This window comes from Microbacterium sp. 4R-513 (genome assembly GCF_011046485.1).
Taxonomy (GTDB): domain Bacteria; phylum Actinomycetota; class Actinomycetes; order Actinomycetales; family Microbacteriaceae; genus Microbacterium.
In genome coordinates this window covers 3,636,233-3,652,068 of the sequence record NZ_CP049256.1, presented here as the reverse complement: position 1 = coordinate 3,652,068, position 15,836 = coordinate 3,636,233, and the positions used below count along the sequence as shown (strand labels likewise).

General features: G+C 69.0%; 12 protein-coding genes. 11 read left to right on the top strand and 1 reads right to left on the bottom strand.

Going from position 1 to position 15,836, the window contains the following annotated elements:
* Positions 1-46: 46 nt before the first annotated feature.
* The 3 genes from G5T42_RS16270 to uvrB all read left to right on the top strand — a co-directional run bounded on the left by G5T42_RS16270 (position 47) and on the right by uvrB (position 3,604).
* Complete coding sequence (locus G5T42_RS16270; RefSeq protein WP_165129802.1) at positions 47-754, top strand: hypothetical protein; 708 nt, start codon at positions 47-49, stop codon at positions 752-754.
* A 64-nt stretch (positions 755-818) separates the two neighbouring features.
* Complete coding sequence (coaE, locus tag G5T42_RS16265; protein ID WP_165129801.1) at positions 819-1,448, top strand: dephospho-CoA kinase; 630 nt, start codon at positions 819-821, stop codon at positions 1,446-1,448.
* Positions 1,449-1,522: 74 nt separating this feature from the next.
* A complete protein-coding gene (gene uvrB, locus G5T42_RS16260; protein ID WP_165129800.1) occupies positions 1,523-3,604 on the top strand; it encodes an excinuclease ABC subunit UvrB in 2,082 nt (693 codons plus the stop codon).
* Between the two features lie 28 nt (positions 3,605-3,632).
* Here the strand turns inward: uvrB and G5T42_RS16255 are convergent, their stop codons facing one another.
* A complete protein-coding gene (locus G5T42_RS16255; RefSeq protein WP_165129799.1) occupies positions 3,633-3,890 on the bottom strand; it encodes a hypothetical protein in 258 nt (85 codons plus the stop codon).
* A 32-nt stretch (positions 3,891-3,922) separates the two neighbouring features.
* On the opposite strand from G5T42_RS16255, the gene G5T42_RS16250 reads away from it, so the two are divergent.
* From G5T42_RS16250 to gap, 8 genes are all read left to right on the top strand, one after another.
* A complete protein-coding gene (locus G5T42_RS16250; protein WP_165129798.1) occupies positions 3,923-4,384 on the top strand; it encodes a MarR family transcriptional regulator in 462 nt (153 codons plus the stop codon).
* Positions 4,385-4,526: 142 nt separating this feature from the next.
* Positions 4,527-6,932 (top strand): 5'-nucleotidase C-terminal domain-containing protein, encoded by a 2,406-nt coding sequence (locus tag G5T42_RS16245; RefSeq protein ID WP_165129797.1) that lies wholly within the window; start codon positions 4,527-4,529, stop codon positions 6,930-6,932.
* Positions 6,933-7,114: 182 nt separating this feature from the next.
* Entirely contained in the window at positions 7,115-10,006 is a 2,892-nt protein-coding gene (gene uvrA / locus G5T42_RS16240) for an excinuclease ABC subunit UvrA (RefSeq protein ID WP_165130293.1), read from the top strand.
* Positions 10,007-10,011: 5 nt separating this feature from the next.
* Positions 10,012-11,979 (top strand): excinuclease ABC subunit UvrC, encoded by a 1,968-nt coding sequence (gene uvrC, locus G5T42_RS16235; protein WP_165129796.1) that lies wholly within the window; start codon positions 10,012-10,014, stop codon positions 11,977-11,979.
* Positions 11,980-12,043: 64 nt separating this feature from the next.
* Positions 12,044-12,925 carry an RNase adapter RapZ gene (gene rapZ / locus G5T42_RS16230; RefSeq protein ID WP_165129795.1) on the top strand — a complete coding sequence of 294 codons (882 nt, stop codon included), beginning with the start codon at positions 12,044-12,046 and terminating at the stop codon, positions 12,923-12,925.
* A 41-nt stretch (positions 12,926-12,966) separates the two neighbouring features.
* Complete coding sequence (gene whiA, locus G5T42_RS16225) at positions 12,967-13,944, top strand: DNA-binding protein WhiA (protein ID WP_165129794.1); 978 nt, start codon at positions 12,967-12,969, stop codon at positions 13,942-13,944.
* 149 nt (positions 13,945-14,093) lie between these two features.
* Entirely contained in the window at positions 14,094-14,720 is a 627-nt protein-coding gene (locus G5T42_RS16220; protein ID WP_165129793.1) for a superoxide dismutase, read from the top strand.
* 104 nt (positions 14,721-14,824) lie between these two features.
* The gene (gap, locus tag G5T42_RS16215) at positions 14,825-15,835 is read left to right on the top strand and encodes a type I glyceraldehyde-3-phosphate dehydrogenase (RefSeq protein ID WP_165129792.1); all 1,011 of its coding nucleotides are present in this window, start codon (positions 14,825-14,827) and stop codon (positions 15,833-15,835) included.
* The last annotated feature ends 1 nt before the right edge of the window (position 15,836 follow it).

The following is a 15,836-nucleotide window of genomic DNA, read 5'->3' as shown; positions in this document are numbered from 1 at the left end:
GCCCTTCCAGATAGCGTGAGGAGTCCCACAGACCTCGGAGGACAGCATGGGATTCCTGGACCGCCTGTTCGGCACGAACAGCTCGAAGCCTCAGGTTCCGCCCGTTCCGCAGAACCCCTACAGTCCCGGCCTCGGCCAGCAGCAGGGCTACAGTCAGCCGCCCTCGGCCCCCGGGATGCAGCCGCCGAAGAGCGAGGATGAACTGGCGATCGAGCGGTACCGCTACCTCCTGCGCACGGCCCCGCCGCAGACGATCGAGCAGGTGCACGCCGAGGCGTTCTCCAAGCTCTCGCCGGCGCAGCGCCAGCAGGTGCTCGCCGAGCTCAAGGCCGGGCTCCCGCCGTACGAGCAGCCGCAGGCGAGCGACCCGCAGACCCTCGCCCGCGCGGCGACGCGCGCCGAGTACATGAATCCCGGCTTCATGGAGCGCACGCTCGGACCGCAGGGCCGTCAGGGCCCGTCGTTCGGCTCGATGGTCGGCGGCTCGCTCCTCGGTACCGTCGCCGGCTACGTCATCGGCTCCGCCATCGTGAGCTCGTTCATGGCGCCGTCGTTCGCCTACGACGCCGGCTATCAGGACGGCTCGGACGCCTCGGGTGCCGACGGCGGAACCGATGCGGGGACGGATGCGGGGGCCGACGCAGGAGCTGACGCATCCGCGTGGGGCGACTCGGGCTCCGGCTGGGGCGGCGACGGCGGTGGCTTCGGAGACTTCGGCGGCGGCGACTTCGGCGGGGGAGACTTCGGGTTCTGACTCGCGTCGCCGAGCCCCCCTCTCCGCCGATCGGGAGGCGGCGGGACGTGGCATCCTCGATGTCATGCCTCTCGTAGCGCTCACCGGCGGCATCGCCTCGGGCAAGTCCACGATCGCCGCCCGCCTCGCCGAGCACGGGGCGGTCGTGGTCGACGCCGACCAGATCGTGCGCGACGTGCAGCAGCCGGGATCGCCCGTGCTCGCCGACATCGCGGCCGAGTTCGGGGCATCGATGATCAGGCCGGACGGGTCGCTCGACCGCGCCGCCCTCGGGGGACGGGTGTTCGGCGACGACGCGGCCGTAAAGCGCCTCAACGCGATCGTCCATCCCGCCGTGCGCCTGGAGTCGGCCCGCAGGTTCGCCAAGGCCTTCGCGGACGACGCCGATGGCGTCGTCGTGTATGACGTGCCGCTTCTCGTCGAGGCGCGCGTCGACGATCCGTGGGAGCTCATCATCGTGGCGCACGCTCCCGCCGACGTGCGGCAGCGCCGGCTCGTCGAGCTGCGGGGGATGTCCGAGACGGATGCCGCGGCCCGCATCGGATCGCAGGTGCCGGACGAGGCCCGGCTCGCCGTCGCGGACGTCGTGATCGACACAGCCGGATCGATCGACGAGACGCTGGGCCAGACCGACGACGTGTGGGAGCGCCTTCCGAAGCTCATCGCGGAGCGCCGCGAGCGCCGACCCGGGTGAGCGCCGCGGGTGCCCGGCATCCGCCCCCCGCGAACGCCGGCCCCGGTGTCGGAGGCCCCGCCTAACCTGGATGGGTGCAAACGACACGTTCCGTGCGCCCGTTCGAGGTCATCAGCGAGTACGCCCCCAGTGGTGACCAGCCGCAGGCGATCGCCGAGCTGGCGGCCCGCATCAATGCGGGCGAGACCGATGTCGTGCTGCTCGGTGCGACGGGAACCGGCAAGTCGGCGACCACGGCGTGGCTCGTCGAGGCCGTGCAGCGGCCGACGCTCGTGCTCGCGCACAACAAGACGCTCGCGGCGCAGCTCGCGAACGAGTTCCGCGACCTCATGCCCAACAATGCGGTCGAGTACTTCGTCAGCTACTACGACTACTACCAGCCCGAGGCGTACGTCCCGCAGACCGACACCTTCATCGAGAAGGACTCGTCGATCAACGCCGAGGTCGAGCGCCTCCGCCACTCGACGACGAACTCCCTGCTGAGCAGGCGCGATGTCATCGTCGTCAGCACCGTCTCGTGCATCTACGGCCTCGGTTCGCCCGAGGAGTACCTGCGTGCGATGGTGGCGCTCCAGGTGGGGGAGCGGTACGACCGCGACGCCCTCATCCGCAAGTTCATCGCGATGCAGTACAACCGCAATGACGTCGACTTCTCGCGCGGTAACTTCCGGGTGCGGGGCGACACGATCGAGATCATCCCGGTGTACGAGGAGTACGCGATCCGCATCGAGATGTTCGGCGACGAGATCGAGGCGCTGTACATGCTGCATCCCCTCACCGGCGACGTCGTGCAGCGGATGGACTCCGTGCCGATCTTCCCGGCGACGCACTATGCGGCGGGCACCGAGACCGTGCAGCGGGCCATCGGCACGATCGAGCACGAGCTCGAGGAGAGGCTGAAGGAGCTCGAGGGCCAGAACAAGCTGCTCGAGGCCCAGCGCCTGCGCATGCGCACGACCTTCGATCTCGAGATGCTGCAGCAGCTCGGCTTCTGCTCGGGGATCGAGAACTACTCGCGGCACCTCGACGGGCGCATGCCGGGCGAGCCCCCGCACACGCTGCTCGACTTCTTCCCCGACGACTTCCTCATGGTCATCGACGAGTCGCACGTGACCGTTCCGCAGATCGGGGCGATGTACGAGGGGGATGCCTCGCGCAAGCGCACGCTCGTCGATCACGGGTTCCGCCTGCCCAGCGCCCTCGACAACCGGCCGCTGCGGTGGGACGAGTTCAAGAACCGCATCGGCCAGACGGTCTATCTTTCGGCCACGCCCGGCCGCTACGAGATGGGCATCGCCGACGGCGTGGTCGAGCAGATCATCCGCCCGACGGGCCTCGTCGACCCGCAGATCATCGTCAAGCCGTCGAAGGGCCAGATCGACGACCTGCTCGAAGAGATCCGGATTCGGGCCGAGCGCGACGAGCGCGTGCTCGTCACGACGCTGACGAAGAAGATGGCCGAAGAGCTCACCGACTTCCTCGGCGAGCACGGGGTGCGAGTCCGCTATCTGCACTCCGACGTCGACACGCTCCGGCGCGTCGAGCTGCTGACCGAGCTGCGCGCAGGCGTCTACGACGTGCTCGTGGGCATCAACCTCCTCCGCGAAGGCCTCGACCTCCCCGAGGTCTCGCTCGTCGCGATCCTCGATGCCGACAAGGAGGGGTTCCTGCGCTCCGGCACGTCGCTCATCCAGACGATCGGCCGAGCGGCGCGAAACGTGTCGGGCGAAGTGCACATGTACGCCGACAACATGACCGACTCGATGCGCAACGCCATCGACGAGACCGAGCGCCGGCGCGACAAGCAGATCGCCTACAACCTGGCGAACGGGATCGACCCGCAGCCCCTGCGCAAGCGGATCGCCGACATCACCGAGGTCCTGGCCCGCGAGGCATCCGACACCGACCGGATGCTGCGAGGCAAGGCGGCCGCCAAGACCAAGTCCGGCAAGGGCAAGTCGCCGACGCCGCAGCTGCGGCGGGAGGGCATCGCGGCCGAGGGCGCCGAGCAGCTCGAGTCGACGATCGCCGACCTCTCCGACCAGATGCTCGCCGCGGCGGGGGAGCTCAAGTTCGAGCTCGCCGCGCGCCTGCGTGACGAAGTGCAGGATCTCAAGAGGGAGCTTCGCGCGATGGAGCGCGCGGGGCACGCCTGAGCCGCGGGCGCGCTACGCCGCGGGCGCGCTACGGGCAGTGCATGAGCGGCTTGGGGCCGTTGCGGTCGAAGGTGTGCTCCGACATCGGCGCGCCGCACAGCGGGCACGCGCGCTCAGCGCGTTCGGCCACGCTGGGGGGCGGCGTCGTCTCGTAGGGGCCGACCGCCGCGGGGCCTGCCAGCCGGATGAGCCGGCTGTTGAACCACGCGTACCACCCGCCCGCTTCTCGCACGCGGTCGCGCAGCGTCGAGGGCTCGGCAGCAGGATCCCTTTGCGTCATGATCATTAGTGTACTAACTAATTGCTAGGATGGGCCGCATGGATCCCCGAGACGACCTGCTCAAGCTCGAGAATCAGCTCTGCTTCGCGCTCGTTACCGCCGCACGCAACGTGGTTTCGGTCTACCGGCCGGTGCTCGAGCCGCTCGGGCTGACACATCCTCAGTACCTCGTCATGCTCGCCCTGTGGGAGCAGTCCCCGCGCTCCCTGGGTCAGCTCGCCGAAGAGCTCGCGATGGAGCCCGCGACCCTCTCGCCCCTCGTCAAGCGCCTCGAGGTCCAGGGCCGCGTCGCCCGGTCCCGCCGGCCCGACGACGAGCGCGTGCTCGACATCACGCTCACCGAGGCCGGTCGAGCGCTGCGGGCGCAAGCGCTCGAGGTCCCGCCTCAGATCATGGCGCGCACGGGCCTCACCGTCGACAAGCTCGACCTTCTCCGCAGATCGCTCACCCCGTTCGCCGGCGCCGTTCCGGAATGGGATGCCGCGGCATCCGTCGCTTGACGATCCGGTGAACTCCTCCTCATTTTCGCCGTTCTCCTATACGAACTCCCAGGAAGTTCTTAGGCTTTCTTAATGGTGCGTCGGCGCGCCCGAACGGCAGTGCCCGAGACACCGTCCCGTCGGCCCACGAAGAGGAAAACACATGCGAGTTCGGTCACACCCAGACCACGCTTCAGCACCACGCATCCGCAGACTTGCGGTCGGAGCACTCACCACGGCGGTCGCGCTCGGCGCGAGCGTCCTCGTCGCCCCCGCGGCCCACGCTGCGGACACCCAGATCCAGATCCTCGCGACCAACGACTTCCACGGTCGCATCCTCGACGAGGGTGCCCAGGCCGGTGCCGCGAAGCTCGCGGGAGCCGTGAAGCAGCTGCGCGCCGCCAACCCGAACACGGTGTTCGCCGCGGCCGGCGACCTGATCGGGGCATCGACCTTCGAGTCGTTCATCCAGCACGACAAGCCGACGATCGACGCGCTCAACGCGGCGGGCCTCGAAGTCTCGGCCGTGGGCAACCACGAGCTCGATCAGGGCTACAACGACCTCGTCAACCGCGTGATGGCCCCCTACGACGCCGTAACGAACCCCTACGGCGGGGCGCAGTGGCAGTACCTTGCCGCGAACCTCAAGATGAAGGCGACCGGCGACGACGCCGTCCCGGCCACCTGGATCAAGGACTTCGGCGATGTCGAGGTCGGCTTCGTCGGCGCGGTGACCGAGGAGCTTCCGTCGCTCGTGAGCCCCGGCGGCATCGCCGACATCGACGTCAAGGGCATCGTCAGCTCGGTGAACACCGAGGCGGCCGATCTCGTCGCCAACGGCGCCGACCTCGTCGTGATGCTCGTTCACGAGGGTGCTCCCTCGACGGACTGCGCGACGATGGATGACTCGGGCAAGTGGGCCGACATCATCAACGGCATCTCGCCCGACGTCGACGCGATCGTCTCCGGACACACGCACCTCCAGTACAACTGCTCGTTCCCGGTCGCGCAGTGGGCCGCGGAGAACCGAGCGGTCACGGACCGTCCCGTCGTGTCGGCCGGCCAGTACGGCACCAACCTCAACCAGCTGATCTACACGGTGGACGCAGCCGGCAATGTGACGGCCAAGTCCCAGAACGTGCTCGCCCTCGCCGGCTACCCCGCGGACGCGGGTGTCGCGTCGATCGTCGCCGCGGCCAAGTCGCAGGCGGACGTCCTCGGGGCGCAGCCGCTGGGGCAGATCGCCGGAGCGTTCAACCGCGCACAGCTGAGCTCGGTCGACCCCAAGACCGGACTTCCGATCGAGAACCGCGGTGGCGAGTCGACGCTGGGCAACCTCGTCGCCGAGGTGCAGCGCTGGGCCACCGAACAGCCGGAGTCCGGTGCCGCACAGATCGCCTTCATGAACCCGGGCGGTCTTCGCGCGGACATGACGGGCACCGATCCGGGGAACGGATCGTACCCGCGCACGCTGACGTACAAGCAGGCGGCTGTCGTCCAGCCGTTCGCCAACACGCTCGTGAACCTCCAGCTCACCGGTGCGCAGATCAAGACGGTGCTCGAGCAGCAGTGGCAGCGGACGATCTACAACGGCGTTCCCACGCGGCCGTTCCTGCGTCTCGGCGTCTCTGACGGCTTCGAGTACACCTATTCGCAGCAGATCGTGACCGAGGCGCAGCAGGACGACCCTGCGACGCCGAAGGACGAGTCGCTGGAGCCGGTCGTCGCGCCCAAGGGCACGATCACGGGCATGTGGCTGAACGACGAGCCGATCGATCTCGCGGCGACCTACTCGGTCACCGTGAACTCGTTCCTCTCGACGGGCGGCGACAACTTCCGCGAGCTCGCCAAGGGCACCGCCAAGCGCGACACGGGCAAGATCGATCTCGCCGCGATGGTGGACTACATGGCGACCTTCGCCGCGACGACGCCGCTCCCGGTGGACTACGCGCAGCACGCCGTGCAGGTGCAGTTCCCGGCCGACGCGCCCGCTCAGTACGAGCTCGGCTCGACGGTGAAGTTCGACGTCAAGTCGTGGTCGATGTCCACGGCCGTGGATGTGAAGGACCAGTCGGTCGTCGTCTCGCTCGGCGATCGAGTGCTCGGCAGCTTCCCGCTCGACAACGCGATCGGCACGGCGCCGTACGACGACTACGGCATGACGTCGGTGTCCGTGACGCTCCCGGCCGACGCTCCGGTCGGTGCGACGCAGCTGACGCTCACGGGTGCCAGCACGGGAACCTCGATCGTCGTGCCCCTCACGACGTTCGATCGTGCCGACTCCACGACGGTCGGCTGGCCGAACAAGATCGTCACGAAGGCGAACGGCGCGGTGCAGTACACGGTCCGTGTGTGGGCCGAGGACGGCGTCGTCCCGACCGGCGAGGTGTCGATCTACGACGGCTCGACGCTCATCACGACGGTCGCGCTCACCGCGGACGACGAGGGTCGCGTCAAGGTCAAGCTGCCCAAGCTCAGCAAGGGCGTGCACCTGCTGTGGGCGTCCTACAGCGGCAGCGACACCGTCAAGCCGTCGCAGGCGCCGAAGGTGCCGCTGCTCGTCCTCTGACGCGAGGCTGACAGCACAATGGATGCCGCGGGGCCGCTGAGCCCCGCGGCATCCGCTATTCCCGCCCGCCCTTCGCGACGGGCGAACGGCTCTCCCAGCCCGGTGTCGGAGGCCCCGCCTACACTTGACGGGTGCCCATCGTCCCTGTCGTCGCGCCCGCAAACAGCAGCCCGAACCCAGCCGTGAAGCCCGGCTCGACCGGGCAGTTGAGTGTCCGCGGAGCGCGGGTGCACAACCTGAAGGACGTCGACCTCGACATCCCTCGCGATTCGCTGGTCGTCTTCACGGGCCTCTCGGGGTCCGGCAAGTCGAGCCTCGCGTTCGACACGATCTTCGCCGAGGGCCAGCGCCGGTACGTCGAGTCGCTGAGCGCGTACGCCCGCCAGTTCCTCGGCCAGGTGGACCGCCCCGACGTCGACTTCATCGAGGGCCTCAGCCCCGCCGTGTCGATCGACCAGAAGTCGACGAACCGCAACCCGCGCTCGACCGTGGGCACGATCACTGAGATCCACGACTACATGCGTCTGCTCTGGGCCCGCATCGGCGTCCCGCACTGTCCCGAGTGCGGCGAGGTCATCCAGCGCCAGACCGTCCAGCAGATCGCCGATCAGCTCATGGAGCTGCCCGAGCGCACCCGGTACCAGATCGTCGCACCGGTCGTCACGCAGAAGAAGGGCGAGTTCGTCGACCTCTTCCGCGAGCTCGGAGCGAAGGGCTACGCCCGCGCGATCGTCGACGGCGAGCTCATCCAGCTGGCCGAGCCGCCGGTCCTCAAGAAGAGCTACAAGCACGACATCGCGGTCGTCGTCGACCGACTCGTCGCGAGCGACGACATCCTCGCGCGCGTGACCGACTCCGTCGAGACGGCGCTGGGGCTCGCTGCCGGCGTCATGCAGGTCAACTTCGTCGACGAGGAGGGGGATGCCGCGTGGCAGAGCTTCTCCGAGAAGCTGGCGTGCCCCAACGGTCACCCCCTTCAGCTCACCGAGATCGAGCCGCGGACATTCTCGTTCAACGCCCCGTTCGGCGCGTGCCCGGCCTGCTCGGGGCTGGGAACCCGCATGTCCGTCGACGTCGAGCTCATGCTCGGCGACGAGGATCTCTCGATCCGCGAGGGCGTCCTCATTCCGTGGACGACCCAGGGCAAGGGGCTCTTCCAGTACTACGAGCGCCTTCTCGAGGGGCTCGCGAACGATCTCCACTTCTCCCTCGACACGCCGTGGAAGCGGCTCCCCGAGGTCGTGAAGGACGCCGTGCTCCGCGGCGAGAACTACAAGGTGACCGTCCGCTGGAAGAACCGGTACGGGCGCGAGATGCGGTACTCCTCGGGGTTCGAGGGCGTCGTGCCCTATATCGAGCGGCAGTACATGCAGGCCGAGTCCGACACGCAGCGCCAGCGCTGGGCGGACTACCTCCGCGAAGTGCCGTGCCCGGTCTGCAACGGCGACCGCCTCAAGCCCGAGGTGCTCGCCGTGCTCGTGCACGGGCACTCGATCGCGGATGCCTCGCGCCTGAGCCTCGCCGACGCACAGCAGTTCTTCGCGAAGCTCGAGCTCACGCAGCGCGAGGCGATCATCGCGGCGCAGGTGCTGCGCGAGATCCGCCTGCGGCTCGAGTTCCTCATCCAGGTGGGCCTCAACTACCTCAACCTCAGCCGTTCCGCGGGTTCCCTCTCGGGCGGCGAGGCGCAGCGCATCCGTCTCGCGACCCAGATCGGCTCGGGGCTCACGGGTGTGCTCTACGTCCTCGACGAGCCGTCGATCGGCCTGCACCAGCGCGACAATCGGCGCCTCATCGAGACGCTCATCAAGCTCCGCGACCTCGGGAACACGCTCATCGTCGTCGAGCACGACGAGGAGACGATCCACGCCGCCGACTGGGTCGTCGACATCGGCCCGCGCGCGGGCGTCGACGGGGGAGAGGTCGTGCACTCCGGTCCGCTCGCCTCGCTCCTCGAGGACCGCACGTCGATCACCGCCGACTACCTCGCGGGCCGTCGCGAGATCCCGACGCCGAAGAAGCGGCGCAAGCTCGACAAGCGCCGGCAGATCACAGTGGTCGGCGCGCGCGAGAACAACCTCAAGAACGTCACGGTCGACTTCCCGCTCGGCGTGCTGACGGCCGTCACGGGCGTGAGCGGCTCGGGCAAGTCGTCGCTCGTCAACGACATCCTCTACGAGGTGCTGGCGTCGCGCCTCAACGGCGCTCGCCGGGTCGCGGGCAAGCACACGCGGGTGACGGGCACGGACGACCTCGACAAGGTCGTGCACGTCGACCAGGGCCCGATCGGCCGCACGCCGCGGTCGAACCCCGCGACCTACACGGGCGTCTTCGACCGCATCCGCACGCTCTTCAGCGAGACCCCCGAAGCGAAGGTGCGGGGCTACCAGCCCGGGCGCTTCAGCTTCAACGTCAAGGGCGGGCGCTGCGAGGCGTGTTCGGGCGACGGCACGATCAAGATCGAGATGAACTTCCTGCCCGACGTCTATGTCGACTGCGAGGTCTGCCACGGCAAGCGGTACAACCGCGACACCCTGGCCGTGCACTACAAGGGCAAGAACATCGCCGAGGTGCTCGAGATGCCGATCGCCGAGGCGGCGGTGTTCTTCGAGCCGATCCAGGCGATCCATCGCTACCTGCAGACGCTCGTCGACGTGGGCCTCGGCTATGTCCGGCTAGGCCAGTCGGCGACGACGCTCTCGGGCGGCGAGGCGCAGCGCGTCAAGCTCGCGACGGAGCTGCAGCGCCGGTCGAACGGCCGCTCGATCTACGTCCTCGACGAGCCGACGACAGGCCTTCACTTCGAAGACGTGCGGCGACTGCTCGAGGTGCTGAACGGCCTCGTCGACAAGGGCAACACGGTCATCGTGATCGAGCACAACCTCGACGTCATCAAGTCGGCGGACTGGATTATCGACCTCGGTCCGGAGGGCGGCTCGGGCGGCGGTGAGATCATCGCGACGGGCACGCCCGAGCAGGTCGCGCGGGTCGAGGCGAGCCACACGGGCGCCTTCCTCGCGGAGGTGCTCGGGATCGCGTCGGCCGACGAGACGGTCGCGCGCAAGGCCGGCTGAGCGGGATGGGCGCCACCACCCGCACTCCGACCGTCGCGTACAAGCCGAGGCCCGGGGAGATCCCGACCAATCCCGGGGTCTACCGGTTCCGCGACGCCGACGGCCGGGTTCTCTACGTCGGCAAGGCGAAGAACCTCCGGGCCCGGCTGTCGAACTACTTCGCCCCGCTGCACACCCTCCACGAGCGGACGCGGCGGATGGTGACGACCGCGGCATCCGTCGAATGGACCGTCGTCGCGACCGATGTCGACTCGCTGCAGCTCGAGTACCAGTGGATCAAGGAGTTCGACCCGCCCTTCAACGTCCGCTACAAGGACGACAAGTCCTACCCCTTCATGGCGATCACGCTCGCCGACGAGGCGCCCCGGGTCATCGTGACGCGCAACCGCCGCATCAAGGGTGCGAAGTACTTCGGCCCGTATCCGAAGGTCTGGGCTGTCCACGACACGATCGATCTGATGATCAAGGTCTTCCCGATCCGGACGTGCAGCGACTCGTCGTACAAGAAGGCCATGTCGACCGGACGTCCGTGCTTCCCGGGACAGATCGGCCGCTGCGGCGGTCCGTGCTCGATGAAGGTCACGATCGAGGAGCATCGCGCGATCGTCGAGGACTTCGTCGCGTTCATGTCGGGCGGCGATCAGCGCTTCACGCGGGAGCTCACCGCGCGGATGCGCGAGGCATCCGCCGCCATGGACTACGAGTCCGCCGCCGTCTACCGCGACAAGCTCCAGGCGATCGACGCGGTGCTGAACAAGAGCGCCCTCGTGCTCTCGCCCGACACCGACGCCGACCTGTTCGGCATCGCCGAGGACGAGCTGGCGGCGAACGTCCAGCACTTCGTGATCCGCGGCGGGCGCGTGCGCGGCGTGCGCGCCACGACGATCGAGAAGGAGCTCGACATCACGGGCGCCGATCTGGTCGACCAGGTGCTGCAGCGCACCTACGGGGGAGCCGCGGAGGCCGACATCCCGAAGCAGGTGCTCGTGCCGGCGCTGCCAGAGGACGCGGCCGATCTCGAAGAGTGGCTGCGCGAGCGCCGCGGCCGCAACGTGTCGATCCAGGTCGCACAGCGCGGGCGCAAGGCCGAGCTCATGAGGACGGCCACCCTCAACGCGCAGCAGGCGCTCATGCTCCACAAGACCCGTCGCACGAGCGACTACGTCGCCCGCACGCAGGCTCTCACCGACCTGCAGGAGGCGCTCGATCTGGCGGAGGCGCCGCTGCGCATCGAGTGCTTCGACGTCTCGCACCTCGGCGGCACCAACGTGGTCGCCTCGATGGTCGTCTTCGAGGACGGCCTGCCGCGCAAGGACCAGTACCGCTCCTTCAAGGTCGATGAGACGACCGACGACACCGACTCGCTCTACCAGGTGCTCACACGGCGCCTCGCCTACGTCGATCGCGGAGACGACCTCTCGACCGACCGCGGGATCGGTCCGGGCGCCGAGACGGCGATCGCGTCGACGACGGATGCCGCGGCCACGGCCCTCAGCGCCGACGAGGACTTCGTGACCGAGCGCCGCCGTCCGCGCTTCGCGTATCGCCCGCAGCTCCTCGTCGTGGACGGCGGCAAGCCGCAGGTCGAGGCCGCAGCCCGCGCGCTGCGCGACGCGGGGCACGAGGAGATCGCCCTGTGCGGCATCGCGAAGCGCCTCGAGGAGGTCTGGCTGCCGGGGGAGGACTACCCCGTCATCCTCCCGCGCACGAGCGAGGCGCTGTATCTGCTCCAGCGACTCCGCGACGAGGCGCACCGGTTCGCCATCACGCACCAGCGCAAGCGCCGGCGGCGCGACATCCAGAGCGTGCTCGCCGAGATCCCCGGGCTCGGCGAGGCCCGCATCCGGGCGCTGCTCCGCCACTTCGGCTCGGTCGCGGCGCTGAAGCGCGCCACGACCGAGCAGATCGAAGAGCTTCCGGGCGTCGGTCCCAAGCTCGCGGCATCCATCCACTCCCATCTCGCGGACTCGTGAGCTCTGCGCGGTCCACCCGCCGCCGGGAGGAGTCGATAGGCTGAACGGGACGACGGGGGTGGTCATGCCGGAGGAGCAGCAGGACGCAGGGGAAGTCCTGATCGTCACGGGCATGTCCGGCGCCGGCAGGTCGACCGCGGCCGACGCGCTCGAGGACCTCGGCTGGTACGTCGTCGACAACCTCCCGCCGCAGATGCTCAAGCCGCTGCTCGACCTGTCGGGACTGGCCGGCGGCGCGCTGCCGCGGGTAGCGGTCGTCGTGGACGTCCGCGGACGCGATCTCTTCCGCGAGCTCCCCGAGGTCACTCGTGCGCTGCGCGAAGCGCGACAGCACCTTCGCGTCCTGTTCCTGGATGCCTCGGACGACGTCCTCGTGCGCCGCTTCGAGTCGGTGCGCCGGCCGCATCCGCTGCAGGGTGACGGCACGATCCTCGACGGCATCCGCCGGGAGCGGGATGCCTTGGCCCGCGTCCGTGAGAGCGCCGACCTCATCGTCGACACGTCGAACTACAACATCCACCAGCTGGCGACCCAGATCGTCGACCTCTTCGCGCAGGAGGGGGAGGCGAAGCACACGGTGACGATCCAGAGCTTCGGCTTCAAGTACGGCCTGCCGCCGGATGCCGATCTCGTCGCGGACATGCGCTTCCTTCCGAACCCCTTCTGGGACGAGAGCCTGCGGCCCTACACGGGCGAGGACGACGCCGTGCGCGAGTACGTCCTGGGGCAGGAGGGCGCGACCGAGTTCATCGACGCCTACACCACCGCGCTCCTCCCGGTGCTCGAGGGCTACCAGCGCGAGAACAAGCGGCATTCCGTCGTCGCGATCGGCTGCACGGGCGGCAAGCACCGCTCCGTCGTGATGGCCAACGAGCTCGCCGCGCGGCTCGGTCAGGTGCCCGGTGTGGCCGTCCGCGTCAAGCATCGCGACCTCGGCCGCGAGTAGGCTAGACCCTCGTTCCTGAAACCCGCACCGCGAGGAGTCCTGTGTCGCTGACCGCCGACGTCAAAGCCGAGCTCACCGCAGTCCGCGACCCGAGGCCCACCGCCCGCGTCGCAGAGCTCACGTCGCTGCTGAGGTTCTCGGGCGGCCTGCACTCGATCGCGAACCGCGTGGCGGTCGAGGCCGAGCTCGACTCCGACGTCCTCGCCCGGCGCGTGGCGCGCGACCTCGTCGAGATCTACGGCGTGCGGCCGGAGCTCGTGCACGTGCAGGGATCGGGCGGCCGGGGCGGCAGCCACTATGCCGTCCGCGTCATCGAGGGCGGTGAGACGCTCGCCCGCCAGACCGGCCTCCTGGACCAGCGCCGCCGCCCGGTGCGCGGACTCCCGAACAAGCTCACGACCGGAGCGCGCCCCGACCTCGCCGCCGTGTGGCGCGGCGCGTTCCTCGCCTCCGGTTCGCTCAGCGAGCCCGGGCGCTCGGCGGCCCTCGAGATCTCGTGCCCGTCCGGCGAGGCCGCGATGGCGCTCGTCGGCGCCGCGCACCGCCTCGGCATCGCCGCCAAGGCGCGGGAAGTGCGTGGAGTCCCGCGCGTCGTCGTGCGCGAGGCTGAGGCCATCCGGCAGGCCCTCGCCGCCATGGGCGCTGTGCGCGCGGCGGCGGAGTGGGACCAGCTGCGCCAGCGTCGGGAGGTGCGGGCGGGGGTCAACCGTCTCGTCAACTTCGACGACGCCAACCTCCGTCGGTCGGCCCAGGCGGCCGTTGCGGCCTGTGCGCGCGTGGAGCGGGCTCTCGAGATCCTCGGCGACGAGGTGCCCGACCACCTCAAGCAGGCGGGGGACCTGCGCCTCGCCCACCGCGACGCGAGCCTCGACGAACTCGGTCACCACGCCGACCCGCCGCTCACGAAGGATGCCGTCGCGGGACGCATCCGCCGCCTCCTGGCGATGGCCGACAAGAAGGCCGAGGCCGAGGGGCTGCCGGGCACCGAGTCGGCCGTTCCCGCGGGCGCAGCCGACTGATCCTCCGGGCGGATTCCGCGCCTCGGATAGGCCCTGTCACGCAGGGAAGCAAGCCCCCCGCCGGTGCGTTGCCTCTCATTAGGATGAACTCGTCACCCTCGCTGGACGCCGGGGATCCCCTGGCGCAGCGCCGACAGGAAGAAGAGACCATGGCGAAGTACACGCTGCCCGACCTCCCTTACGACTACGCCGCGCTGGAGCCCCACATCAGCGGCAAGATCATGCAGCTGCACCACGACAAGCACCACCAGACGTATGTGACCGGCGCCAACACGGCGCTGGAGCAGCTGGCGGAGGCGCGTGAGAGCGGCAACCTGGCGAACGTCAACAAGCTCGAGAAGGACCTGGCGTTCAACCTCGGCGGCCACGTGAACCACTCGATCTTCTGGACCAACCTCTCGCCGGACGGCGGCGGGCAGCCCGAGGGTGAGCTCGCGGCCGCCATCGATGAGTTCTTCGGCGGATTCGAGAAGTTCCAGGCGCACTTCACGGCCGCAGCGACCGGCATCCAGGGTTCCGGCTGGGCGGTCCTCAGCTGGGACCCGATCGGCGAGCAGCTCATCATCCAGCAGCTGTTCGATCAGCAGTCGAACACGGCGCAGGGCACGATCCCGGTGTTCCAGCTCGACATGTGGGAGCACGCCTTCTACCTCGACTACCTCAACGTCAAGGCCGACTACGTCAAGGCGGTCTGGAACATCGCCAACTGGGAGAACGTGGCGCAGCGCCTCGACGCCGCCCGCCAGAAGACCTCCGGCCTGCTGGTACTGTCATAGCAAGTGCGGCCGTCCCGGCGGATGCGCCGCCGGGACGCCGTTGTCCACTCGTCTGAAACTGCAACAACCGCGCACTCGCGCATGACACCTTCAGGAGAAATTCCGTGACTGTCAAGATCGGAATCAACGGCTTCGGCCGCATCGGACGCAACTTCCTCCGCGCGGCTCTCGCGCAGGGGGCTGACCTCGAGATCGTCGCGGTCAACGACCTCACTGACAACAAGACCCTGGCGCACCTGCTCAAGTACGACTCGGTGGGCGGACCGCTCGGCGAGGACGTCTCGTACACCGAGGACTCCATCACGGTCGGCGGCAAGGCCATCAAGGTGTTCGAGGAGCGCGACCCGGCGAACCTGCCCTGGGGCGAGCTCGGCGTCGACATCGTGATCGAGTCGACCGGACGCTTCACGAAGGCCGCGGATGCCGGCAAGCACATCGCCGGCGGCGCCAAGAAGGTCATCATCTCGGCGCCCGGCACCGACGTCGACGGCACCTTCGTCATGGGCGTGAACGAGGACACCTACGACTCGGCGTCGATGAACATCATCTCGAACGCATCGTGCACGACGAACTGCCTCGCGCCGCTCGCCAAGGTCTTCAACGACGCGTTCGGCATCGAGCGCGGCTTCATGATGACGGCGCACGCCTACACGGCCGACCAGAACCTGCAGGACGGCCCGCACAGCGACCTGCGTCGCGCGCGCGCCGCCGCGATCAACATCGTCCCCGCCTCGACCGGCGCTGCGAAGGCGATCGGCCTCGTGCTGCCCGAGCTCAACGGCAAGCTCAGCGGCTCGTCGTACCGCGTGCCCGTCCCGACCGGCTCGATCGTCGACCTCACGATCGTCACCGAGCGCGAGGGCCTCACGGTCGACGAGATCAACGCCGCCTACGCGGCCGCGGCCGCCGACGGCAACCTCAAGGGCTACCTGCAGTACACCGAGGACCCGATCGTGTCGAGCGACATCCAGCTCAACCCGCACTCGTCGATCTTCGACGCCGAGCTCACCAACGTGAGCGGCAACCTCGTGAAGGTGTCGGCCTGGTACGACAACGAGTGGGGCTACTCGAACCGCCTCGTCGACCTCACCGAGTACGTCGCCTCGAAGCTCTGAT

Excerpts from the sequence above, each read along its gene's own strand:
- G5T42_RS16270 (WP_165129802.1), top strand. The coding sequence starts at position 47 with ATGGGATTCCTGGACCGCCTGTTCGGCACGAACAGCTCGAAGCCTCAG.
- G5T42_RS16245 (WP_165129797.1), top strand. The coding sequence starts at position 4,527 with ATGCGAGTTCGGTCACACCCAGACCACGCTTCAGCACCACGCATCCGC.
- G5T42_RS16255 (WP_165129799.1), bottom strand. The coding sequence starts at position 3,890 with ATGATCATGACGCAAAGGGATCCTGCTGCCGAGCCCTCGACGCTGCGC.
- G5T42_RS16250 (WP_165129798.1), top strand. The coding sequence starts at position 3,923 with ATGGATCCCCGAGACGACCTGCTCAAGCTCGAGAATCAGCTCTGCTTC.
- rapZ (WP_165129795.1), top strand. The coding sequence starts at position 12,044 with ATGCCGGAGGAGCAGCAGGACGCAGGGGAAGTCCTGATCGTCACGGGC.
- G5T42_RS16220 (WP_165129793.1), top strand. The coding sequence starts at position 14,094 with ATGGCGAAGTACACGCTGCCCGACCTCCCTTACGACTACGCCGCGCTG.
- coaE (WP_165129801.1), top strand. The coding sequence starts at position 819 with ATGCCTCTCGTAGCGCTCACCGGCGGCATCGCCTCGGGCAAGTCCACG.
- uvrC (WP_165129796.1), top strand. The coding sequence starts at position 10,012 with ATGGGCGCCACCACCCGCACTCCGACCGTCGCGTACAAGCCGAGGCCC.